This window comes from Collinsella aerofaciens (assembly GCF_015546965.1).
Taxonomy (GTDB): Bacteria; Actinomycetota; Coriobacteriia; order Coriobacteriales; family Coriobacteriaceae; genus Collinsella; species Collinsella aerofaciens_X.
Genome location: NZ_JADMUF010000008.1, coordinates 115,749 through 138,361, shown reverse-complemented (window position 1 = coordinate 138,361; position 22,613 = coordinate 115,749). Strand labels below are relative to the sequence as shown.

Here is a 22,613-nt window from a genome sequence, read left to right as displayed (position 1 = left end):
GCCTCAAGAAGGAGTAACATCGGGGCTTGCAGCGACGGACCTCAGGACACTCTTACACCACGTCTGCGCGCGCGACCAGTGGAACGTTGAATAGTTCCTGAAGTGATCAAAATCGCTGCTACTAAACAGGTAGCAGTACTCATATTTGGCCTTTTTTGACCACAGCCCTCTCGGAAACCTTTCCAGAGGCGTCAAACAGCCATAATCCAAAGGTCGCCTCAAACAATTAGCCGGCTAAGAGCGTCCATGGCTACCCAAAAGCTGTACGCCAGCATCCAAAGATGTCGGAAATGGTCGACTTTGGATGCTGGCGTACATGTTTGGGTCGTATAGGTTGGGGCGAGCCGGTCGCAACGCGAGTGTTAGAGCAGGTTCTTCTGCACCCACGCGATGATGTCGCTTGACTCGTAGAGCGGCTTGCCGTCGATGAACAAGCAGGGAACCTGGCGTTTTCCGCCGACGGCGATGAGCGTCTGCTCGGCCTCGGTATCGGTCGAGATATTGCGCTCGGGGATGGCCACACCGTTATCGGCAAGGAATCGCTTGACTTTTATGCAATACGGGCAGCCGGTCATAACGTACAGCGTGAGCTCATGATTAGTAGCCATGGGTCTCCAATCGGTTGAGGTTTCGATTGAAATACCCAAAGCAGCCGCGGTCTATGCGCGCGTCAACGACGACTCGATGGCCTGGACCAGAAACGCCGTGGCTCCGGTGCCGCAGGGCTTGTCGTAGTAGTCAACAAAGCGCTGATCGGCAAGATAGCCGTGGGCGAGGCCCAGGTATGCTTCGTCTTGGGGCTCGTGTCCCCAGTTAAGGGCAATCCATCGACGGTGCATTGCGACAAGTTTGTGGGCCTCGTTGCTCTCTGGGTCGCCAATGCCCATGGCAATCGAAAGTTGGCCCAGAACAGCGCGTTCAAGTTCCTTCATGTCGTTCCATGTCTCGGGGTCCATGTCCAGCAGCGCTTCATTTGCTGCATCGATAGCCTCATCGCCATAGCGTGCCCGCGCTTCGGCGCCGTAGCGCTCCTCGTTTTCCTGCACGGTGCGCCAGCGCTCCAGTTGCGGCAGGACGGCGCCCATGAGCGAGACGGCTTCGTCGAGCGACATGCCGGTGTTTTGCGCCAGCCGCGGGGCGCAATCCTCGATCATTGCCTCCATGGTGGTGTCGTAGGTGTACTTGCCGTGGTCGTAGCACCACTTGCAGTAATGGTCGGTCGTGGCGCCCGTGGCATCGGTGCCGCAGTCGTCGGGCGTGAGTATCATGCCGCAGCTCTGGCAATAATGCTCGGGCATTTCGAGCAGGTGGGACAGTGGCTCGCCGGTTACGGCGGCAATGAGCTTCATCATGTCGATGCCCGGGGTGACCTCGCCGCGCTCCCAACGGCTGACGGCTTGGCGTGTGACGAAGAGTTTGGCGGCGAGCTGCTCTTGGGTAAGGTGATGGGCGCGACGGATGGCAATGAGCTTTTCTGCAAAGGCCATAGCGGCTCCTTTCTGCTGGTTGATGGCTTAAGCATACGCGGCGGCAGGCGCCCTTCCAAGCAACCGTTGGTTGCACGACGGGGACTGCGGCGAAGAATTGCGCGCAACGCCCCACACCTCCATGCCGTACAATGACCGGCATGGAACCTATTGCACACATACATACCGACCTGCCGCAGAAGTTCGGCATTCCGCGCAACAGCTTTTTGGCACCCCATCTGCAGGGACGCATCGTCTTTGAGCCGGAATTTGCCTCCAACGCAGCGGTTGAGGGCCTGGACTCCTTCTCTCACCTATGGCTGTTGTGGCGCTTTGAAAACGGAACGCCCGGCGGCACGGTTAAGGACATAGCTACCGATGCCAAGACGCAGGACAGGTCCGGCACCAACGTCAAGTGGTCGAAGACCGTGCGCCCGCCGCGTCTGGGCGGAGCCGAGCGCGTGGGCGTGTTTGCCACGCGCAGTCCGTTTCGCCCTAATCCCATTGGGCTCACCTGCGTCAAGCTCGATCGTGTCGAGCTCACTGACGATGGCCCCATCATCTATGTGCTGGGGGCCGATTTGCGCGACGGCACGCCCATCTACGACATTAAGCCCTACATTCCGTTTGCCGACTGTCACCCGGATGCGACGGGCGGCTGGATCGAGGATACTCCGTGGCAAGAGCTCGACGTCGAGTTCCCACGAGCGCTGCAAGATATGGTCCCGCCCGCAAAGCTCCCCGGCTTGGTCGAGGTCCTTCGCCAAGATCCGCGCCGCGCGGGCAGCAAGCACGAGCCAAACCGCGTCTACCATCTGGCCTACGCCGGGCTCGACATATCGTTTACGGTCGACGAAACCCAGCTAACCGTAGTCGCAGTCAACGACGCGCAAGACTAACCAGCCATTCGTCCGCACCCGTCAAATTAAACGCCAAACTCCGCGCCAAAACCGCCCACGCTGGTGGACAATAACGCCTACCAAAACAATCACTTTGCACGGGGGCTCAGCATGAAATACGACTTTAGCTCGCTTATCGACCGCCACGGCATGGACTCCATCGCCGTTGACTCCTGGGGCGAGATCCCCGGTATGGCTCCGAACGCACCCGACGAGGGCTTCGACCGCATTCCCATGTGGGTGGCCGACATGAACTTCGCCACGGTGCCCACGGTTCAGGAGTACATCATCAAGCGCGCTCAGCACCCCATGTTTGGCTACTTCAATCCGCGTCCCGAGTACTTCGACCGCATCATCGAATGGCAGAGCCGCCGCAATGGCGTCGAGGGCCTGCGCCCTGAACATATCGGCTACGAAAACGGCGTGCTGGGCGGTGTCGTGTCGACGCTGCGTGCGTATGTTCAGCCAGGCGATGCGGTGTTGGTCCACAGCCCTACCTACATCGGCTTTACCAAGTCCATTGAGGCCGCGGGCTATCACATTGTCCACAGCCCGCTTAAGCTCGACGACCAGGGCGTGTGGCGTATGGACTTTGAGGACATGGAGCACAAGCTCGCCCAAAACCACATCCATGCCGCGGTGTTCTGCTCGCCGCACAATCCCTGCGGCCGCGTATGGGAGCGCGACGAGATCGAGCGCGCCATGGACATTTATCGCCAGCACGATTGCGTGGTGATCTCGGACGAGATTTGGTCCGATATCATCCTGCCGGGACACAAGCACATCCCGACGCAGTCGGTGAGCGAGGATGCCCGCATGCGCACGGTTGCCCTCTACGCGCCGAGCAAGACGTTTAACCTGGCGGGCCTGGTCGGCAGCTACCACATCATCTACAATGAGACGCTGCGCGACCGCGTGTGCGCCGTGTCCGACAAGACCCACTACAACGAGATGAACGTCCTCTCCATGCATGCGCTTATCGGTGCCTACCAGCCGCAGGGCTACGAGTGGGTGGACGAGCTCAACCAGGTGCTTGCCGGCAATATCGAGTACTTCTGCAATTACGTGGACGAGCATTTTGAGGGCGTGTCCTATTCGCGTCCGCAGGGCACGTACATGGTGTTTCTGGACTGCACCGAGTGGTGCCGCGAGCATGGCCGCGATATTCAGTGGTTGCTCGACGAGGGGCCGCGAGTGGGCGTTGGCTACCAAGATGGCCGTCCGTTCCACGGGCCCTGCCACATTCGTGTGAATCTGGCGCTGCCGCTTTCGCGCGTGAGGGAAGCGTGCGACCGCCTGGACCGCTACGTTTTTAATGCACGGTAAGTGCGCGCTGCATGCGGGGCCTTCTGCCAAGTCGGCTGGAAGGCCCCGCACGGTAAAACGTCTGTAGCCATTGGGCACTCGTGTGGTTTTGTTTGCTATTATTTTTTACCATTTCAGTCTGTAAACAGGATCTTCTGGAGCTCGATGAAAAGACCTCGCCGCTCGGTTGCCATATCGTTGTTTGTCGCGCTTGCGGTAGCGTGTGCCTTTGTCGTAGCGATAGCTGGCTGTTCCGGGTCGAATGGCAGAGCCTCGACGTCTGCATTTGAAGGTCTGGGCGCCTCGCAAGCCAAAGACGACAACCTTAAGACGCTCAATGTTGGCAGCGACCTCTATCCACCGTTTGTGTATACCGACGAGTACGGCGATATCGTTGGCCTGGATGTCGAGATACTAACCGAGGCTTTGGCCCGCATTGGTTACAAGCCAAAGTACCAGCTGATCGATTGGGAAAAGAAGAACGAGCTGCTGGCGAGCGGCGAGCTCGATTGCGTCATGGGCAGCTTTAGCATGACGGGTCGCGAAAACGAGTATCGTTGGGCCGGCCCGTACCTTGCGAGCCGCCAGGTGGTCGCGGTCGATCCCCAGAGCGATATCTACACGCTTGCCGATCTTGAGGATAAGGTCGTGGCAGTCCAGTCCACCACCAAGCCCGAGGACATTTTGCTCAATCGTACAAATGAAAACGTTCCGCAGATCAAAGAGCTCTACTGCTTTTCGGACCGCTCATACCTGAACCCGGCGCTCGTCGAGGGTCTGGTCGACGCCATCGCCGCGCATGAGTCCTCGCTGCTCACCTACGAAAAAGACTATGGCGTAACGTATCGCATTTTGGATGAGCCGCTGCTAGAGGTTGGTTTGGGCACCGCTTTCGATATCAATGATACGCGCGGCATCGACGTTAAACTCACCCGTGCCTACCAAGAAATGCTTGCCGATGGCACCATGGAACGTCTGGTGTCAAAGTACTTTGATGACCCTTCGCCATTTTTGAATATGGAGGGCCTGTCATGATCGATGCGCCCAACCACGCCGTAGAGGAGCGGGGCAATCGTTCGGCAGGGGCATGGCTCCTTGTCGCTCTGCTGGGGATAGCGCTCTCGGTTGTTGCCGGCATGATGAGCTACGGTTACACGACGGCCCAAGCCGAGCAGCGCTTTGCCGACGTTGTCGATTACGTGGCGACGCAGAGCCTTTCATACGATGCGTTCAATAGCGCCTATACGACCAAAAACCTGATTCGCGTTATGGAGATCGCAGGAGAGGCAGCGCGCGATATGGAGCGCGACGGTTCGGTGGATAACGCCATGCTGGAGCAATATGCCGACCAGTTCAACGTGAGCGCACTGATCGTGACGGACGCATCGGGCAATTTGGTGTCCGAGTCCTCGACGGATGGCGTGGGCTACGAGTCGCTCGCTACGTATCTCAAGGAAGCACCCGTGCTGGAGGTGGCGGCCCATCCGCTTAAGTCCTATGCCGCCCGCATTACGCTTTCGGATGATTCGGTTGCAGACATTGGTTGCGTGACCCGGCAAGATGGCGAGGGCATCGTTATCGCGGTCAGGCATCAGAACGCGAAGGCAGTTGCAAGCAATACGCTCAAACTGCAGAGCCTGCTCGGTGGTTATGAGACCATCGACAGTGGCAATATCGTGATCGAAAGCGATGGCAAAGTCGTTGCGACCAATGCCGTTGAACCCACCATATTGGGCGTGTCCGATCTGCCTGCGACGGATGTCTTCATTGTCGACGGTATAAAGGATCGATGCCCGGCTGGTAAGGTCAGATTGGTTAACGCCAATGGCGAGTGGTATTTGGGCACATTTGGAAAAGCGCGCGGGTTCTACGTGTACACCTATGCCTCGGCGCGGCGCTACTTTGAGGTCGTCGCGGCTGTTGCTGCCGGCGTGCTGGTGCTCTACGGCGGTGTTATAGCCGTTGTTGTGATGGCGCGCCGCCGCGCTGATCGTCGACGTTTGACGGACTTGCTGCAGCAGGAGCGCGACTATGGCGACAGGCTGGCAAAGGCAGCGCGTGAGGCCTCGTCTGCCAACTCTGCAAAAACGGAATTTTTGCGTCGCATGAGCCATGATCTGCGCACGCCCATCAACGGCATTCGCGGTATGGTTGAGGTCGGCGATGCCAATGCGGACGATCTGCAAAAGCAGACTGAGTGCCGCTCAAAGATCTGGTCGGCATCGGGACTGCTGCTCGACCTTGCCAACGAGGCCCTGGATATGAGTCGTCTGGAGAGCGGGCAGATCGAACTGGAGCTTGTTCCCACAAACTTGGTAACCCTCAACCACGAGGTGCGCGATATTTTGGAGCGCCAGGCCGAGGAGCGTCTGGTGACAATTATCTGCGACCAGCAGACGCTTAATCATCCCTATGCGCGGGTGAGCGTGACGCACCTCAAGCGCTTGTTGCTCAATATTGCCGGCAATGCCGTCAAGTACAACCGCCAGGGCGGCTATGTTCGCCTGGTGTGCCGCGAGGTGGAGCCAGCGGATGGCGTCCCCGTCTATGAATACACGATCGCCGACAACGGTATTGGCATGAGCGAGGAGTTCCAACAGCGCCTCTACGAGCCGTTTTGCCGCGAGGAGCAACAGGTGGAAGGCGCTTCATCGGGAACTGGCCTGGGCGCGCCTATCGCAAAACAGTTGGTCGAGCTTATGGGCGGAACCATGAGCTTTACAAGCACCTTGGGGCAGGGAACGACGTTTACCATCCGCCTGCCGTTCGAGAAGTGCGACCGCTCCGAGATTCCTCAGGCAGTTCGCGTAGATGCGGGCGACGGCGATGCGCTCCAGGGCCTGCGCGTTTTGCTCGTAGAGGATAACGATCTGAATGCCGAGATCGCGCAGTTTACGCTCAGCCGTGCCGGTGCCGTCGTGACGCATGCTAAGGATGGCGAGTCTGCCGTCGAGATGTTTGCCGCGAGCGCGCCGTACGAGTACGACGTGGTGTTGATGGACATCATGATGCCCGGTATCGACGGCCTTGAGGCCACACGTCAGATTCGAGCACTCGATCGCGAGGATGCCGCGACTACGCCGATTATCGCCGTGAGTGCCAACGCCTTTGCCGACGACCGCAGGCTTTCGCGTGAGGCGGGCATGGACGCGCACCTGAGTAAACCCGTGAGCTCGCAGGAACTTGTTGAGGCGCTTGCGCACATAGCTGCCGACGCTTTATAAGCATATGGCCCGGTTCTAATGTTGGTTGGAACCGGGCCATATTGCTATTGATGAGGTCTGCTGAGGGGGCTTACTTTTCCTGAATCTGCTTACCGCAAAGATGTTCAATCGTAATCTCGTAGAGCTGGACGCCCTTAATGTCCTTGGCGATTTCCTCTTCGACTTCCTCGGCAGAAGGGTAGTACTTAAGCGCGAGCTGGCGGACTTTATCCTCGATAAACGCGGGAGTGTCATTTGCCAGGCGACAGCGGCCAAAGACCACGGTACTCATAACGTAGGGAGCCCAGTCACCGTCCTGGTACCACTCGTTGCCGTAAACGGTAAAGCAGACCTTGTCATCGCGCTTGAGTGCGTCGACCTTGTGGCCAGCCTTGGCGCCATGGAAATAAATCTTGTCGTGCTCGGTGTCAAAGAAGTAGTTGACGGGAATGGCGTACGGGTAGCCATCGTCGCCGTTGACGGCAAAGACGCCGCGCTTGCAGGTAGCGAGCAGTTCGCGCGCTTCCTCGTCAGTGATGGCGCATTTCTTTCGACGTAAGGGCCTAAACATCGTTGGTTTCCTTTCTGGTCGTGCGTGGTGGTTGAGCACAAACTATAGCACAAACTATAGCGAAACGGGTCCGTTTTTCTTGATGCGGGCGAGTATGTTTTTGAGCTTGTTAAAGTCGAGCGGTTTGGACAGATGGGCGTTCATGCCGGCGTCGTGTGCCGCCTTGGCGTCCTCGGCAAAGGCATTGGCGGTGAGCGCGATGATGGGGATATCGGCTGCATCGGCCTTCTTGCTCAGGCGAATCGCGCGGGTTGCCTCATAGCCGTCCATGCCCGGCATCATAATGTCCATCAGAATCGCATCGAAGCTGCCGGCGGGATGTGACAGGTACAGATCGACGACTTCGTTGCCGTTGGCGGCGCGGGTGACCACGACGCCCTCGGATTCTAGCAGCGCCTGGGCAATCTCGGCGTTCAATTCGTTGTCTTCGGCGAGCAGCACGTTCATGTTGGCGAGCGAGCAGTCGAGCGTACTCTCAACCGTATTCGCCCGCGCCTGGGGATTCTTGTCGATATCGAGCGGAATTTCCACGTAGAACGTGGTGCCCACATGGAACTCGCTGGTGACTTCGATGGTGCCGCCCATCAGTTCAATAAGCGACTTGACGATTGGCATGCCCATGCCGGTTCCTTGGAACTTGCTGCGCGCATCGTTACCTTCTTGGGCAAACGGCTCATAGATATGTTTTAAGAATTTGGGAGTCATGCCAATGCCGGTATCCGAAACGCTAAAGCAAAAGAGCGCGCGCCCGTTATCGAGTGGCTTGGTCTTTGAGCTAAAGGTGACGGAGCCGCCGCGCTTGTTGTACTTAATGCTGTTGTCTAACAGGTTGATCATGATCTGTCGGATATGGGTGGGACTGCCGACCATGTATGGCCCCGTGGCGTACGGCAGACTATTGTCCTGCATGGTGATGCCGTTACTGGACGCGTGGAGCTTGCACAGCACCAGCGTATCGTCACAGAGCTCTTTGAGGTTAAAAGGCGCATGCTCCAGTGTTAGCTTGCGGTCTTCGATTTTGCCCATCTCGAGGATGTCGTTGATCAGCGAGAGCAGGTGATTGGCGGCAACGCGCGCCTTGGCACGGCTCTCGCGGGCGACCTGGATATCGCCTTCCTTCAATTCCTCGATCTCGATAAGGCCCAGGATACCGTTGAGCGGCGTACGGATGTCGTGGCTCATGCGCGTGAGGAATGCCGTCTTAGCGGCGTTGGCAGCATCGGCTTTTTTGCGCTCGGTTCGAGCGCGCGCGAGCGCCCAGATGAGCAGGACGATGCCGACCGACAACATACCGATGAGGGTAGCTGCAATGGCGGTGCGGTTGCGATAAAGGAATTGAAGCGTGTTGGATTCCTGGGCCGTGTACGACGTGGAGGAGTAATTGCTTGCGGAGAGCGATTCTCCGGCATTGATGATGCCCTTGTTGATGATTCCCAGCAGCTCGGGCTTTCCGCGCGAAATCCAGCACGAGAGCTCACAGGTGTCAGGGAGCTCGACCGTCTCGTAGCCCTCGAGATCATAACGGTCGCCGATGGTTTTTACGCGTGAGCTGGGAGCGACGATGCAATGTGCCGTTCCCTTCCTGAGGGCGTCGAACGCTTCATCGTCGGATTGGTATTCGGTCACGGTCGCTGTGGGGAACAGACTTTCAAGTGCATTTTTGTTGACAAACGATGATTTGGTACAGGCGATGTTCTGAAGGTCTTTGTTCAGGTCGCTGCCGGTGTGGATGGCGGTGAGGGATATGGTCCCCAACGATACCGACTGCACAACGCCTGATTGCTCGGCAAACCAGTAATCTCGGTATACCGGCAGCGCAACGTCTATGCTTCCCTTTGACAGGGCCTTTGACATCATCTTGTAACTATCAAAGGCGACGGTTTTGACCGTAATGCCAAATTTATCGTGCAACGTCGTCGCAAGCGATGCGAGCGAGCCTTCCATTTCGCCGTTTTCGTCTTCGTTGCAGTAGGGGAGTTTGCCCGTAATGTAGCCGAGCGTGATGGTGTTGCCATTTGCTTTGAGCCAGGAACGTTCGGGGCTGTTGAGCGATGATGAACCGCTGTTTTGGGCCGAGTAGTTAGATTTGACTTCGTCGATATAGCGTGGGTTGACGCGGGCGATTGCCGACATGGCGGCATTGATGTCGTCCATCAGGTCGGGGCGGCTTTTGGGGACGGCAAAATAGTAGTCGCTCGAACCAATGTAGAACATGGGGGAGGCGCTGGGCGACGAGGTCGTGTCGTTCATGATGATGGCATCGACCTCGTTGTTTGCGAGCGCGTCAAAGAGGGCACCGCCAGTGTCGATTTCTTTATAGGTGCAGGTAATGCCTTCGTTGGCGAGCCACTGCTGGCCAACGAAGGTTTGCATAACGCCGGGGTTGCAGCCGATGGTAAGGCCTTGGAGCGCTTGGGGGTCACCCTTGGCCAGATCGTCGCGATCGGGCTTGGCGTAGATGAAGTAGCGCTCGGTGCCCTCGGGGTTCGAGGAAAAGAGCAGCTTTTGGGCGCGTTCCTCAGAGTAGGAGATGTTGGGCATGAGGTCGATCTCGCCCGCCTCGAGCATGTCCATAAGCTCGGTGAAGGTGCCGGAGACGTATTCGTACCGCCAGCCGGGCGTGTAGTACGACAGGGTCTGGAGGTACTCGTAACCCCATCCCGAGAGACGCTCGCCGGGGGTGCCGTCCTGGATGCCCTCGTTGTTGACGAGCCAACCAACGCGGACCGTCTTGGCCTGCTGATCAGAGTCGGCGGCAAAGGCAGGGGCGGGCGCGACGGCGCTCAGTACGGCGAGCGCGGTAAGCGCAACGGCCAGGGTGCGATATATAACTGAACGAAGGACAGCGGAAGCTCTCACATGCAATCCTAACGAATCGAGACATTACCGCATAAGGATACCAGCTCAGCCTGCCCAGTCGGCAGCTGCATCGCTAAACGATCCCGCCCGGCAGTTGGGGACAGTCCCTTTCTGCCGGCACAAAAGGAACGTCCCTAACTGTCGGTTGTGGGACAATATCGAGCGAATGTGATTGGGCGTCTGGGAAAAGGGGTCGCGATGAACAGGTTGAGGACGCTTGCCGATGTGCTGCGACAGGCTGGCTTTGCACGCATCACGGGCCTGTTTCTTATCTTTTACCTGCTGTGCTCGACGGCTGTCTGGCTGTCCGAGCCTACGACCCTCACCTTTGGTGATGGCCTGTGGTTTAGCTTTGAGACGGTCTCGACGATCGACTTTGGCGATATCCCGGCAGAAACGCCGGTTGCCCGCGGCATTACCGTCATCCTAAGCGTCATCAGTATCTTCTATATCGCCATGCTTACGGGCGTGGCGGTGAACTACTGCAATACGCTCATCAAGCTGCGCCAAAAGGACACCATGGCGCGCTTTATGGACGATCTTGAGCATTTGGAGGAGCTCGATCGTGACGAGCTCGCCGACCTGTCGCGCCGCGTGCGCGAATATCGCCGCCGCCAACGCTAGAACGGGCGCCGCGCGTCACGATTGGGGGGACTGAATATGAATATCACCGTGTATCTGGGTGCCAGCGTTGGTAACGACCCAGCGTTTCTGCCCGCGCTGCAGGAGCTGGGCAACTGGATTGGCTCCAACGGACACGCGCTGGTATACGGCGGGTCCAAGTCGGGCCTGATGGGTGCGCTCGCCGATAGCGTGCTCGAGGCAGGTGGACATGTGACGGGTGTTGAGCCGAGCTTTTTTATCGAGGCCGAGTTTCAGCATGACGGTATCGACGACCTTATCGTGACGAGCGATATGGCCGAGCGCAAGGCCAAGATGATTGAGCTCGGCGATGCGTTCATCGCCTTTCCCGGTGGGACGGGCACGCTCGAGGAGATTGCCGAGGTCATGTCCGCGGTGTCGTTGGGGCATCTCGATGCGCCGTGCATTTTGTACAACCTGAACGGTTACTACAACGACCTCAAGGCGCTGCTCGGGCACATGATTGATAAGGGGCTTTCGAGCCTGAAGCGCCAGCACGGCATCTACTTTGCCGACGATTTGCGCGAGATTGCCTCGATTATCAACGGATAAGCCTTGAGCCTGCCCCACTATGGCTCCCAATGGTGCCGTTTGCGGCGCAGACGGCTGGCTTGTCTGGGCCACACTCGCTCTACAATAAAACGTATCTATGTCGACTTTGACCGCGGGAGGACCCGATGGATAACCTTGCCAAACCCACAAACCGCGCGCTGTTTTTAGCTAGCGTTGCCGTGACCGGTGCGTTCGCAGGTGCCGCAGTCTGGCTGTTCTTCTTTGCGATGGAGCACGGTATCGACTATCTATGGACCGAGATTCCGCACGCGCTGGGCGTCGCTTCGCCCGAGCTTGCCAGCGGACCGTTTGGCTTTCTGCCATACCCGTTTTTCGTCTGCCTGCTGGGCGGCCTGCTGATCGGTCTGTACGAAAAGACGACGGGCACCAAGACCGATGACCTCAACCAGGTGATGGCCAAGGTAAAGCGCGATGGGCGCTACCCGTACGACAACCTGGGCAAGCTTTCGCTCGCGGCATTGCTGCCGCTGCTGTTTGGTGGCAGCATTGGACCGGAGGCCGGCCTGACCGGCGTTATCGCGGGTCTGTGCAGCTGGGTCGGCGATCGCATGCGTCGCTTTGGAGCTGAGTTTAGGGAGCTCACGCTGCTGGGCACCCAGGCTGCCCTGACGGCGCTCTTTACCGCGCCCGTCTTTGGCTTTGTGGCACCGCTTGCCGGAAGTACTGACGGCCAGGGCGAAGACGCCGACGATGAATCCGCGTCCGGCGAGATCACCATCAAGCTGCCCAAGGCGCAAAAGACGGTGGTCTACGGCATTGCGATTGCCGGCGGTCTGGGCACCTACCTGCTGCTCGGCCAGCTTGTGGGCGGCGGCATGGGCATGCCGAGGTTCGAGGCCGCCGTGGTGGGCAACCTGGAACTTGTCTGGCTCATTCCGCTGGCGTTGGTCGGCACCGTATGCGGTTGGCTGTACTTTGTCTCTGAGCACGCGAGCGAGGCACTGTCTCATGCAATAGGGGAGCGTCCTGTCGTCAAGGCCATGCTAGCCGGTCTGGCGCTCGCCATCTGTGGCACGGTTCTGCCCTACACCATGTTTGCCGGCGAGACCCAGGCCGACGTGCTCATGGAAACCTACCTGACCATTCCCGCTGGCGTGCTTATCGCGACCGGTCTTGTTAAGGCCATGCTGACGCCCGCCCTCATCAACCTTGGTTGGCGTGGCGGCCACTTCTTCCCGGTTATCTTCTCGGGTGTGAGCCTGGGCTACGGCCTTGCCATCCTCACCGGCGCCGATCCGGTCTTTTGCGTCGCCGTCTGCACGGCATCGACGATGGGCGCCGTCATGCGCCAACCCATTATGGTCGTGGGCCTGTTGCTCATGTGCTTCCCGCTCAAAGGCATCGTCTGCATGATCATCGCGGCCGTTATCGCTGCCGGTATTCCATTGCCCAAGCCGCTGCGCAAGTAGTACGGTGGCTCACGCTGGGGATATGCCATTTGTCACGGATTTACGGGGAGGGGCGGCGATCGCGTCCTTCGTGGATTGAGATACGCGTGGCTACAGATCGCGTACTCGATAAACCTTGGTGCTGACGGTGCAGCTGATTGCACATAGCGCGAGGGCAAGTACGGCGATGCCTGCGCACAGACCGCCAAGGACGGCAGGATTGGGATTCGCTCCGGCAATCGACATGAGCCAGTTGCTAATGGGGTTGGAAGAGCTCAGCATCGCCATGGTACCGCAGCCCATCAGGGCAAACAGGCCGACGGAAAGGCGCAGCGCCTCCATGTGTCCAAATCGAAAGAACAGCGGCTGTGCCAAAAACACCATCATGAGGGAGATGAGCATCGATGCGGCGGAGGCTATTGTGATCTCAAAGACGGTCTGTCCCGTCGAGGGAATGCCCGTGTGATCGAAGAACGGAAGGGCGATGATGCTCAAAAGCACGGCGGCGCATGCCATGACGGCCGAGAAAGCAATAATGCACAGGTAGCGTGCGCAGATGATGTCTTTGCGCGAGAACGGCAGCGTTGCCCGATAGCGCTCCCAGCCGTTTTGGTTATCGTAGCCAGCCAGTGAGTTCATGATTATGATGGGTGACATGGCGCTGACCGCGCAGGCGCCGGCGCTCATACCGGAATCGCCGTCCGATGCGTTGGCAAGGGTTAGCACGACGAAGATGAACAGGCCGACGCCCGCAATGCTCGGGATGAGCGTGCGAGCGATGGCGAGCTCGGACATAAAGGCGCGTTTCATTTTGAAGCCCCTTTCAGCGTGAGGCGAAGATAGTCGTCAATGGTTACCCGATCGCAGGGAATCTCGGGAAAGGCCTCGAGCGTTTCGCGACGGTTGGGCACGAGCACGTCCACGCTGTAGGCGTGGCGGGCGGCATGGGCACCTTCGACGCAAGCCATAAGCTCGGCGGCCTGCGCTTGGGTGCAGTGGGCGATGCCGGCTCGGTCGGTAATGTCCTCGCGCGGCAGGTCAAACACAATCGAGCCGTTATCGATGCAGATGACGCGGTCGGCGGCGCGATCGAGGTCGGACGTAATGTGGCTCGAGAGCAGCACGCTGTGCTGGCCGTCGGCGACAAAAGCAAGCAGGTCATCGAGCAGTTCCTCGCGCGCCATGGGATCGAGGCCCGCGGTGGCTTCGTCCAAAAGGAGTAGCTTGGCATTATGGCTGAGTGCACAGGCAAGCTGCAGTTTCATGCCCATGCCGCGGGAGAGGTTCTTGACCTTTGTCTTGGGATCGAGGCCAAATCGGTCGATGAATCCGGCGAACGTTTTGCGGTCCCACGTGGGGTACGCCTGACCTACGAGTGCCTCGATCTGGCCCACCTTGAGCGTTGAAGGGAAGGGGCACGTGTCCAGGACGAGACCGACGCGGGAGCGCAGGCAGCGCTGTGTCTCATCGGGCGCGTCGGCGCCACAGCGCTGCCCAAACAGGCGCACCTCGCCGGCATCGAGCTTGATAAGCCCGAGCGCGGCGCGAATGGTCGTTGTCTTGCCGGCACCGTTAGCGCCCACAAAGCCAACAATCTGGCCGGGCTCCACGGCGAGCATGACATCACGCAGCGAAAAACGGTCGCTCACGCGGCGTGAGACACCTTTGAGTTCTAACAAGTTTTGCATGGTATAGCCTTTCTTGCAGATGGCTACTGCATGGTTTCGGGGGCTACCAGGTCGAGCATCTCGTGCAGTTTGTCGCGCGTGACGCTCAGGGCTTCGGCTTGTTCTGCCGCCTGCGTAAGCAGCTCTTCGATATGGCAGAGCTGGTTTTCACGCAAGAGTTCTTGGTTGCCGTCGGCAACAAAGCAGCCCTTGCCCTGCACGGTACAGATAAACCCGAGCTGCTCCAGATCGGCGTAGGCGCGCTTGGTGGTGATGACGCTCACGCCCAGGTCGCTCGCGAGTGCGCGGATGCTGGGGAGTTTGGCTCCCGCGGCGAGCGTGCCCGAAAGGATTTGAGCTTTGACCTGCGAGGATATCTGCTCGTAGATGGGCTTGTCGCTCGAATTGGATAGGATAATGTCCACAGCGGCTCCTTAGCTGTTGGGCTACACGTGTATATAACCGGTAAGCACAGTATATATACACTATGCACAGTTACGCAAGAGACAAATTCGGATTAAGCCGGCTACCCAGACCCCAACTGATGAATTTGTCCTGATAGGTGCCCTATGGCGGGGTTTCACGGCTACAATAGGGCAGTTACATCGACGTAATGCATATAGAACGCAAGAAAGGATCCGCATGGCAAGCCTGTCGGATGAAATCTCGTCGCGCCGCACATTCGCGATCATCAGCCACCCGGACGCCGGTAAGACCACGCTTACCGAGAAGCTGCTGCTCTATACCGGCAGCATCCAGACTGCCGGCTCGGTCAAGGGCAAGAGCTCGGCCAAGCATGCTGTCTCGGACTGGATGGACATCGAGAAGGAGCGCGGCATCTCCGTCACCTCCTCGGTGCTGCAGTTCACCTATAACGGCGCCTGTGTCAACATTCTCGATACCCCCGGCCACCAGGACTTCTCGGAGGATACCTACCGTACCCTTATGGCCGCCGACGCTGCGGTCATGGTCATCGACGGCGCCAAGGGCGTCGAGGCCCAGACCAAAAAGCTCTTTAAGGTCTGCACACTGCGTCACATCCCCATCTTCACCTTTGTGAACAAGCTCGACCACGAGGCTCGCGATCCGTTTGAGCTCATGGAAGAGATCGAGAATGTCCTGGGCATCAATACGTATCCCATGAACTGGCCGATCGGCAGCGGCCGCAACTTCCGCGGCGTGTTCGATCGTCAGACTCGTCACGTCATTGCCTTTGAGGGCGACGGCCACGCCAACGCCACCAAGAAGGTCGCTGAGGTCGAGGCCGAACTGGGCGATCCTTCCATGGACGAGCTCATCGGCGAAGAAAACCATAAGAACCTGATGGACGATATCGAGCTGCTCGATGGTGCCGGCGACGAGCTCGATTTGGATGCCGTGGCCTGCGGCAAGCTGAGCCCGGCGTTCTTTGGCTCGGCGCTTACCAACTTTGGCGTGGAGCCTTTCCTGAAGGAGTTCCTGCGTCTGGCCCCGACGCCGCGCGCCTATACCGATACGCTCACCAGCGAACCGGTCGATCCCTGCCGCGACGACTTTAGCGGCTTTGTGTTTAAGATCCAGGCCAACATGGACAAGAACCACCGCGACCGCATCGCCTTTGTGCGCATTTGCTCGGGCAAGTTCGAGCGCGGCATGGATGCCTTCCACGTGCAGGGCAACCGCAAGCTTAAGCTCGCTACGGGTACCTCGATGATGGCCGATGACCGCGCCATCGTGGACGAGGCGTACGCGGGCGATATCGTGGGCCTGTTCGATCCGGGTATCTTTAGCATCGGTGACACCGTGTGCTCTGGCAAGCGCCATGTGCAGTATCCGCAGATCCCGACATTTGCCCCCGAGATGTTCGCTCGCATTACGCAGGTCGACACGCTCAAGCGCAAGCAGTTTGTCAAAGGCATGGAGGAGCTTGCCCAGGAGGGCGCCATCCAGATCTTCCGCGAGCTGGGCGCCGGTATGGAGAGCGTCATCGTGGGCGTGGTCGGCGTGCTGCAGTTTGAGGTGCTCGAGCGTCGCCTCAAGGCCGAGTACCGTGTTGAGGTTCGTCGCCAGCCGCTGCCCTATACGGACATCCGCTGGATTCAGAACGACCCCGATACCATCGATATCCCGGGCCTTTCGCTCACGCGCGACACGCTGCGCGTCGAGGACATGCGCGGCGGCAAGTTGCTGCTGTTCACGAGCCCGTGGAACGTGGATTGGGCAACCGACCACAATCCCGACCTTATCCTGTCGGAGTTTGGCAACGTAGCGTTTTAGCGCATCGGCGTGGTGGCCCTGCGGGGCTGCCGCGCCGTTTGCTTGCCTGATGCCGTGTGAGCGGCTATCATACCCACCGTCGTCTCAAGACCGGGGCGTCCGAGCAGTTCGGGTCCGATATCCTGCTCGTTAAACCTAAAACCAAAGGAGTACATAATGATCAAGAAGGTCATGGAGGACTACAAGGTCCTGTTGCGGAGCATTCCCGCGGCAACGGTTTCGCTGTTTTTCGTGAGCGTCATCATGATGAACCTGCTGGCCAACAAAGAGCTCATCAGTCTGCCGTATCTGGCGCTCGATTGCGGCTTTGTGGTGAGCTGGGTCTCGTTTTTGTGCCAGGACATGATCTGCAAGCGCTTTGGCGCCAAGGCATCCATCAAAATCTCTATCCTCGCGCTGCTGGTTAACCTGGCCGTGAGCTTGTGCTTTTGGGCATGCTCGCTAACGCCCGGCATGTGGGGCGCCTACTACGACACCGGCATGATCGAGGTCAACACTGCCCTTAACGCCACCATCGGCGGCACCTGGTACGTGGTGCTTGGCTCGTCGCTTGCCATGCTCGTTTCTGCCGTGGTTAACTCCACGCTCAACCAGTCGCTCGGCCGCATGCTCAAAAAGAATAATTTTGCGAGCTTTGCCTTCCGCTCCTATGTCTCCACGGGCGTTGGTCAGTTTATCGACAACCTGGTCTTTGCCATTGTGGTGAGCCACACGTTCTTTGGCTGGACCTGGGTGCAGGTTCTTATGTGCTCGCTGACGGGCGCCGTCGCCGAGCTGCTGTGCGAGGTCTTCCTGAGTCCCGTGGGCTACAAGGTCGTGCGCGGCTGGGAGCGCGAGAATGTGGGCTCCGAGTACCTCGAGCGCCACGCAACCGCCTAAGGAGCAAGTATGCGGGTTTTGATCACGGGCGCTTCGGGCGGTATCGGAGCCGCGTGCGTGCAGCGCTTTTTGGATGAGGGCCACGAGGTCGTGGGCTTTGATCTGCTGCCGGCAGCGATCGAACACGAGCGCTACCGCCATCTGATTGTTGATGTCCGCGAGCCGGACTCGTTTCCAAGCGACCTTGAGCCCCAGGTGATCGTGAACGTTGCCGGCACGCAGGATTCGGCCGACGACATCGCCGCCAACCTGCGTGGCACCATTAACGTGACCGAGCGCTACGCCTTTGTGGAAGAGGGGCTTGCCGCCAAGCCGGCGCCGGCTATCAAATCCGTGGTCAATGTGGGGTCGGCGAGCGGGCATACGGGATCGGAGTTTCCCGCCTATGCCGCCAGCAAGGGCGGCGTTATCGCCTACACCAAGAACCTTGCAAACCGTCTGGCACCGCAGGCTATCGCCAACAGTGTGGACCCGGGCGGCGTTATCACGCCGCTCAACCGTTGCGTGATGGAAGACGAGCACCTGTGGAACCAGATTATGGAGCTCACGCCGCTTAAACGCTGGGCCACCGCCCAAGAGATCGCCGAGTGGATCTACTTTGTGGGCGTGACCAACCGGTTTATGACCGGGCAGAGTCTGCTGATCGATGGCGGCGAGGCCGGCCGCACGCAATTTATTTGGCCCGAATAGAAAACGCGCCCGGCGGAAAGCCATCGGGCGCGTTTTTTGATGTATCGATTGTTAGCCGAGGCAAGTCCAGTTGACGGGGGTCGAGCCGTGCTGTTCGAGTAGCCGATTGGCGGCAGAGAAGGGGCGCGACCCCATAAAAGCGGGGAGTTCTGCCGTGGCACGGTTGGCCGAAAGCGGCGAGGGGTGCGTAGAGGCCAGGCAGAACTTGCCGGTTGCCTTGCCCGCGCCGGTAGCGGCGAGCTTGCCTTCGACCATCTGCTGGGCAAAGCGGCCCCATGCCAAAAAGACTACCGGTTGGGGCAGCTGGCAGCAGCGTTCGATAACGTAGTCGGTCAGGGTGCTCCAGCCCAGTTTGGCGTGCGAGTTCGCGGCATGCTCGCGCACGGTGAGCGTAGTGTTGAGGAGCAGGATGCCCTGTTGCGCCCATGGGGTTAGGTCTCCCGTGGCGGGAATGGGGCAGCCTAGATCGGCTTTGAGCTCCTTATAGATGTTGCGCAGGCTCGGCGGCAACTTGGTTTGCGTCGCGGGGACCGAGAACGATAGTCCCATTGCCTGGTTGGGTCCGTGATAGGGGTCTTGACCCAAGATGACAACCTTGACCTGGTTGGCCGGCGTGTAGGCGAGGGCATTGAGGATGTCGTCTTGTGCCGGGTAGATGGTTTGCTCGGCACGCAAAAGGACGATGCGCTCGAGCAGCTGGTTCGTAGTGTCACGTACCGGCTGCGGCGCATCGCCCAACCAAGTTGCTATGTTGCGGTCGCGAGTTACGGTGTCCATGGGGCTCCTTTATGGCAGATGCTCTGTTGGCATCTATTGTAAAGGCGCACCGGTTGCCTTTATGCCGCGGCTGCATGAAGAGCGGGGTCTACGAGGTGCGTTCGGGCGCTCCTGCCATACGAGCCTGTCCATGTGCGCGAAGGCGCGGAAGCTCGACGGTTGCAACCATGACGCCGGTGAGGATGAGGGCGGCGCCAAAGAATGCGATGGGGCTCAGGACCTCGCCGACCAGGAAGAACGAGAAGACGGCGGAGCAGACCGGCTCGAGCGAGAAGGCGAAGCCGGTGGTCTCGGCTGGCACGTGGGGCTGAACGAGCGTCTGGGTGATAAAGCCGTAGGCAGAGCAGATGAGTGCGAGCGCGACGACAACGACGATTTCGCTGGGCGTGCCGGGAAGCGTGAAGCCGCCAAAGACGCATGCGGCAATGCCCGAGAACAGGGCGCCAAAGCCCAGCTGCCAAACGCCCAGAGCCAGCGGATCGACTTCTTCGACAAACCGCTTGGCCACGATGATGTGGCTGGCATAGATAAAGGCCGAGAGCAGCATGATGAGCGCGCCCGGGTTCAGGCTGGTAAAGTCGGCGCCCGAGAGCAGCAGCATGCCGCAGGTGACGATGGCGGTGCCGACGAGCACTTTGCGCTCGGGGGCGCGGCGCAGCAGGGCGGCGTTGGCAAACGGCACGATCACGACCGTCAGGCTCTGCAAAAAGCCGGCAGTGGAGGCGGAGGTGAGGCTGGAGCCCAGGCACATGCAAGTGAGCTCGGTTGCCATAATGGCGCCGATGATGGCGGCGCGGACCATAAGGTCGCGGTTGATGCGGAACGCGCGCTTGTGGAAGAGCATCAGGCAGGCCACAAAGGCGATGATGCAGCGCAACGCAACGATGCTCGTGGCGTTCATGCTGTCCATGCCGATCTTCATGAGGGGGTACGAAAAGCCCCATGCGACGGGAACGGAAAATGAGAGCGCGATTGCTTTTTTGCGATCCATGGGACTCCTTTTGTTACAGAACGGTTTCGTAAAAAGGATTCTGCTCCCAGATGTGGATGTAGTAAAGCGAATGTATCCTCAGTATAATTAAGAAATGCTAATGTCATTAGGAAAAGCCCTGGCAAAACGTTTTACGGCTACATCGATGTGGAGGCACGATGGCATCGCGGTATCAGATTGTTTGTATGGTGGTCGATCGCGGCAGCCTTAAGGGCGCGGCGGACGAGCTGGGCTATACCCAAAGTGCGGTGAGCCAGGCCGTCAAGGCGCTCGAGCGCGAGCTGGGTACCACGCTTATCGAGCGCGGTAAGCAGGGCGTTTCGCTTACGCGCGACGGTAAACAATATCTGCCGTTCCTGCGCCAGATTGTGACCGCCGAGGCCGAGCTTGAGGGCAAACGTCAGGAGTTACTTGGGCTTTCGTCGACTGATATTCGCATTGCGACGTTTACCAATGTGAGTCGAACCGTGTTGCCGCGCGTGATCCGCGACTTTGGTGCCCTGCACCCGGGCGTACGCTTTACCCTCAAGCAGGGCGATTACACGCGCAACGCCCAGTGGGTGCACGATGGCGTGGTTGATTTTTGTTTTACGGCGCGCGGATTTACCGCTGGGCTCGAGAAGCGTGTGGTCTATCACGACGAGTTGGTAGCATTGTTGCCGGCCGCGCATCCGCTGACGGCAAAGGAAAAGGTGACACTCGTCGACCTGGCGTCCGAGCCGTTTGTGCTGCTGGATGAGGGCGAACAGAGCCTGGTGCTCGATGCATTTGCGGCGCATGGGCTGTCACCGCACGTGACGAGTGAGGTGACCGACGACTACACCATCATGGCGATGGTGGAGGAGGGCCTGGGCGTGAGCATGCTCTACCGTCGTACTGTAGAGGGCGTGCAAGCCGATATTCATGTGCGGCCCATCGTGCATGCCCCCTCGCGCGACGTGGTGGCCGCCTGGCGCAGCTGGGACACCATGCCCATCGCCACGAGGCGCTTTATCGACTATATGAGCTCGCATATTGTCAATTAATGACTGGCGTGACGTTGGGTGCGGTGTTTAGCGGGCTGTCACTTTGGCTTGGGTGGCGCGATAGGTGCGTGCCGGGTGGCAAAGTAGTACCGCAACGACCATAAAGAACGCCGTGGTGCCCAGGCTGATGGGGTAGACCATCATGATGTTTGCAAAGGTGCGGAAATGCGGGAACACGCAGAACACCCAATAGAAGCGGATACCGCAGACGCAGATCATGGTGATGAGGGCGGGCGTGAGCGAGATACCAAAGCCGCGCAGGTAGCCTGACATGTTTTCGTAGAACATGCTAAAGGCGTACGCCGGGAAGATCGAGCACACGCGGATATAGCCGATTGAGACGATGTTGGGATCGCTATTGAACAGCGACAAGATTTCGCGCCCCAGGCCGACAATAACGATGATCGTGGTGAGTGCAACGATACCGCCTTCGACCAAGCAGACCTTGAGCGTCTTGGTGCAGCGGTCGATCTGGCGGGCGCCGTGATTTTGTCCCACAAAGGTGGTGCAAGCCTGGCTAAAGCTGTTGAGCAGGTTGTAGCACACGTACTCCAGGCTCATGGCGGCACTCGATGCCGCCATGACCTCGGTGCCCAAGCTGTTGATGGCAGACTGGATGATGATGTTGGCGACGGCAAAGACGGCGCTTTGGATGCCGGCGGGCAGGCCGATCTTGACGATGCGCTTGAGGGCGACGGGGTCGATAGCCAGGTCGCGTAGGGTGACGCGGACGACGGAGTCGGTCTTGAGCAGGCGGATAAAGAGCGTAGCGGCACTGACGGTGTAGGCGATGGCGGTGGCGATGGCGACGCCCGCGACGCCCCAGTGGAGTACGGGGACAAAGATGAGGTCCAGGCCAATGTTGAGGACGGTGGACACGGCAAGCGCCTGTAGCGGCATGCGGGTGATGCCGACGGAGCGGAAGATCGCGGCCTCAAAGTTGTAGAGCAAGATCGAGGGCAGGCTGAGCAAAAAGACGCGCAGGTAGAGCGAAGCGAGCGGCATGGTCTCGGCGGGAACGTTGAGGGCGGCGAGCATGGGCTCGGCAAAGATCTCGCCCAGCGCGATGACGACAAAGCCCACAAGTGCCATAAGAATCGAGGTATGGACGGCGCGTTTGACCATGTTCTGATCGTTTCGGCCGATAGCGTTGGCGATGACCACGTTGGAGCCAAGCGACATGCCAATAAACAGGTTGAGCATAAGGCTGGTAAGCGGAACATTGGAGCCGACCGCCGCCATGGCGAGGGTTCCCTGGTCGCCCGAGAAGTTACCGATGATGACCGTGGCGATGAGGTTCGACAGCTGCTCCAAGATGCTCGTGGCGGCCACGGGGAAGGCGAACAGGGGGATATTGCGCCACAGCGATCCGGTGGTCATGTCAATGTGCTTAGATACGGTGTCAGCCATGCGCTCTCAATC

Annotated in this window: 21 protein-coding genes; 11 read left to right on the top strand and 10 right to left on the bottom strand. The window is 59.1% G+C overall.

The genetic code is table 11. The annotated features are described in order from the left end of the window. Positions 1-362: 362 nt before the first annotated feature. Positions 363-608, bottom strand: a complete 246-nt coding sequence (locus tag I1M21_RS07085; RefSeq protein WP_195193013.1) for a glutaredoxin family protein — start codon at positions 606-608, stop codon at positions 363-365. Between the two features lie 51 nt (positions 609-659). Next, the gene (locus I1M21_RS07080) at positions 660-1,487 is read right to left on the bottom strand and encodes a TipAS antibiotic-recognition domain-containing protein (RefSeq protein WP_195193012.1); all 828 of its coding nucleotides are present in this window, start codon (positions 1,485-1,487) and stop codon (positions 660-662) included. A gap of 140 nt (positions 1,488-1,627) precedes the next feature. Between I1M21_RS07080 and I1M21_RS07075 the strand changes: the two genes are divergently transcribed. From I1M21_RS07075 to I1M21_RS07060, 4 genes are all read left to right on the top strand, one after another. Beyond that, positions 1,628-2,365, top strand: coding sequence for a tRNA (N6-threonylcarbamoyladenosine(37)-N6)-methyltransferase TrmO (locus I1M21_RS07075; RefSeq protein WP_229025668.1), 738 nt, complete (start codon positions 1,628-1,630; stop codon positions 2,363-2,365). Between the two features lie 111 nt (positions 2,366-2,476). Next, the gene (locus I1M21_RS07070; RefSeq protein ID WP_195193010.1) at positions 2,477-3,691 is read left to right on the top strand and encodes a MalY/PatB family protein; all 1,215 of its coding nucleotides are present in this window, start codon (positions 2,477-2,479) and stop codon (positions 3,689-3,691) included. Between the two features lie 144 nt (positions 3,692-3,835). Next, positions 3,836-4,705 (top strand): substrate-binding periplasmic protein, encoded by an 870-nt coding sequence (locus tag I1M21_RS07065; protein WP_195193009.1) that lies wholly within the window; start codon positions 3,836-3,838, stop codon positions 4,703-4,705. Next, the gene (locus I1M21_RS07060; protein ID WP_195193008.1) at positions 4,702-6,894 is read left to right on the top strand and encodes a hybrid sensor histidine kinase/response regulator; all 2,193 of its coding nucleotides are present in this window, start codon (positions 4,702-4,704) and stop codon (positions 6,892-6,894) included. The genes I1M21_RS07065 and I1M21_RS07060 overlap by 4 nt, the downstream gene beginning before the upstream one ends. A gap of 70 nt (positions 6,895-6,964) precedes the next feature. Here the strand turns inward: I1M21_RS07060 and I1M21_RS07055 are convergent, their stop codons facing one another. Continuing rightward, complete coding sequence (locus tag I1M21_RS07055; RefSeq protein ID WP_195193007.1) at positions 6,965-7,444, bottom strand: pyridoxamine 5'-phosphate oxidase family protein; 480 nt, start codon at positions 7,442-7,444, stop codon at positions 6,965-6,967. Between the two features lie 54 nt (positions 7,445-7,498). Then, the gene (locus tag I1M21_RS07050; protein ID WP_195193006.1) at positions 7,499-10,303 is read right to left on the bottom strand and encodes an ATP-binding protein; all 2,805 of its coding nucleotides are present in this window, start codon (positions 10,301-10,303) and stop codon (positions 7,499-7,501) included. A gap of 198 nt (positions 10,304-10,501) precedes the next feature. Between I1M21_RS07050 and I1M21_RS07045 the strand changes: the two genes are divergently transcribed. The 3 genes from I1M21_RS07045 (at position 10,502) to I1M21_RS07035 (ending at position 12,927) form a co-directional block, all read left to right on the top strand. After that, the gene (locus tag I1M21_RS07045) at positions 10,502-10,927 is read left to right on the top strand and encodes a potassium channel family protein (RefSeq protein WP_195193005.1); all 426 of its coding nucleotides are present in this window, start codon (positions 10,502-10,504) and stop codon (positions 10,925-10,927) included. 36 nt (positions 10,928-10,963) lie between these two features. After that, positions 10,964-11,497 carry an LOG family protein gene (locus I1M21_RS07040; RefSeq protein ID WP_195193004.1) on the top strand — a complete coding sequence of 178 codons (534 nt, stop codon included), beginning with the start codon at positions 10,964-10,966 and terminating at the stop codon, positions 11,495-11,497. A gap of 125 nt (positions 11,498-11,622) precedes the next feature. Further along, positions 11,623-12,927, top strand: coding sequence for a chloride channel protein (locus I1M21_RS07035; RefSeq protein WP_195193003.1), 1,305 nt, complete (start codon positions 11,623-11,625; stop codon positions 12,925-12,927). A gap of 90 nt (positions 12,928-13,017) precedes the next feature. Here I1M21_RS07035 and I1M21_RS07030 read toward each other — a convergent pair whose 3' ends face one another. From I1M21_RS07030 to I1M21_RS07020, 3 genes are read right to left on the bottom strand one after another with little or no spacing between them, the layout of a single operon-like run. Beyond that, the gene (locus tag I1M21_RS07030) at positions 13,018-13,716 is read right to left on the bottom strand and encodes an ABC-2 transporter permease (protein ID WP_195193002.1); all 699 of its coding nucleotides are present in this window, start codon (positions 13,714-13,716) and stop codon (positions 13,018-13,020) included. Continuing rightward, on the bottom strand, positions 13,713-14,594 hold the full coding sequence (locus I1M21_RS07025) for an ABC transporter ATP-binding protein (protein WP_195193001.1): 882 nt from the start codon (positions 14,592-14,594) through the stop codon (positions 13,713-13,715). The genes I1M21_RS07030 and I1M21_RS07025 overlap by 4 nt, the downstream gene beginning before the upstream one ends. 23 nt (positions 14,595-14,617) lie before the next feature. Continuing rightward, positions 14,618-14,998, bottom strand: coding sequence for a GntR family transcriptional regulator (locus I1M21_RS07020; RefSeq protein WP_195193000.1), 381 nt, complete (start codon positions 14,996-14,998; stop codon positions 14,618-14,620). Between the two features lie 217 nt (positions 14,999-15,215). Here I1M21_RS07020 and I1M21_RS07015 point away from each other — a divergent pair, with 217 nt between their 5' ends. The 3 genes from I1M21_RS07015 to I1M21_RS07005 all read left to right on the top strand — a co-directional run bounded on the left by I1M21_RS07015 (position 15,216) and on the right by I1M21_RS07005 (position 18,398). Continuing rightward, positions 15,216-16,829: a peptide chain release factor 3 gene (locus I1M21_RS07015; RefSeq protein ID WP_118081383.1), complete on the top strand. Its 1,614-nt coding sequence runs from the start codon at positions 15,216-15,218 to the stop codon at positions 16,827-16,829. 156 nt (positions 16,830-16,985) lie between these two features. Continuing rightward, positions 16,986-17,708: a VUT family protein gene (locus tag I1M21_RS07010; RefSeq protein ID WP_022093974.1), complete on the top strand. Its 723-nt coding sequence runs from the start codon at positions 16,986-16,988 to the stop codon at positions 17,706-17,708. 9 nt (positions 17,709-17,717) lie between these two features. After that, positions 17,718-18,398, top strand: a complete 681-nt coding sequence (locus I1M21_RS07005; RefSeq protein WP_195192999.1) for an SDR family NAD(P)-dependent oxidoreductase — start codon at positions 17,718-17,720, stop codon at positions 18,396-18,398. A gap of 51 nt (positions 18,399-18,449) precedes the next feature. Here the strand turns inward: I1M21_RS07005 and I1M21_RS07000 are convergent, their stop codons facing one another. Both I1M21_RS07000 and I1M21_RS06995 read right to left on the bottom strand, forming a co-directional pair. Beyond that, positions 18,450-19,175 carry a uracil-DNA glycosylase gene (locus tag I1M21_RS07000; protein WP_195192998.1) on the bottom strand — a complete coding sequence of 242 codons (726 nt, stop codon included), beginning with the start codon at positions 19,173-19,175 and terminating at the stop codon, positions 18,450-18,452. A gap of 88 nt (positions 19,176-19,263) precedes the next feature. Next, positions 19,264-20,166, bottom strand: coding sequence for a DMT family transporter (locus I1M21_RS06995; protein ID WP_195192997.1), 903 nt, complete (start codon positions 20,164-20,166; stop codon positions 19,264-19,266). A 158-nt stretch (positions 20,167-20,324) separates the two neighbouring features. Between I1M21_RS06995 and I1M21_RS06990 the strand changes: the two genes are divergently transcribed. Further along, positions 20,325-21,191 carry a LysR family transcriptional regulator gene (locus I1M21_RS06990; protein WP_195192996.1) on the top strand — a complete coding sequence of 289 codons (867 nt, stop codon included), beginning with the start codon at positions 20,325-20,327 and terminating at the stop codon, positions 21,189-21,191. A gap of 27 nt (positions 21,192-21,218) precedes the next feature. Here I1M21_RS06990 and I1M21_RS06985 read toward each other — a convergent pair whose 3' ends face one another. Next, positions 21,219-22,601 (bottom strand): MATE family efflux transporter, encoded by a 1,383-nt coding sequence (locus I1M21_RS06985; protein ID WP_195192995.1) that lies wholly within the window; start codon positions 22,599-22,601, stop codon positions 21,219-21,221. Positions 22,602-22,613: the final 12 nt, after the last annotated feature.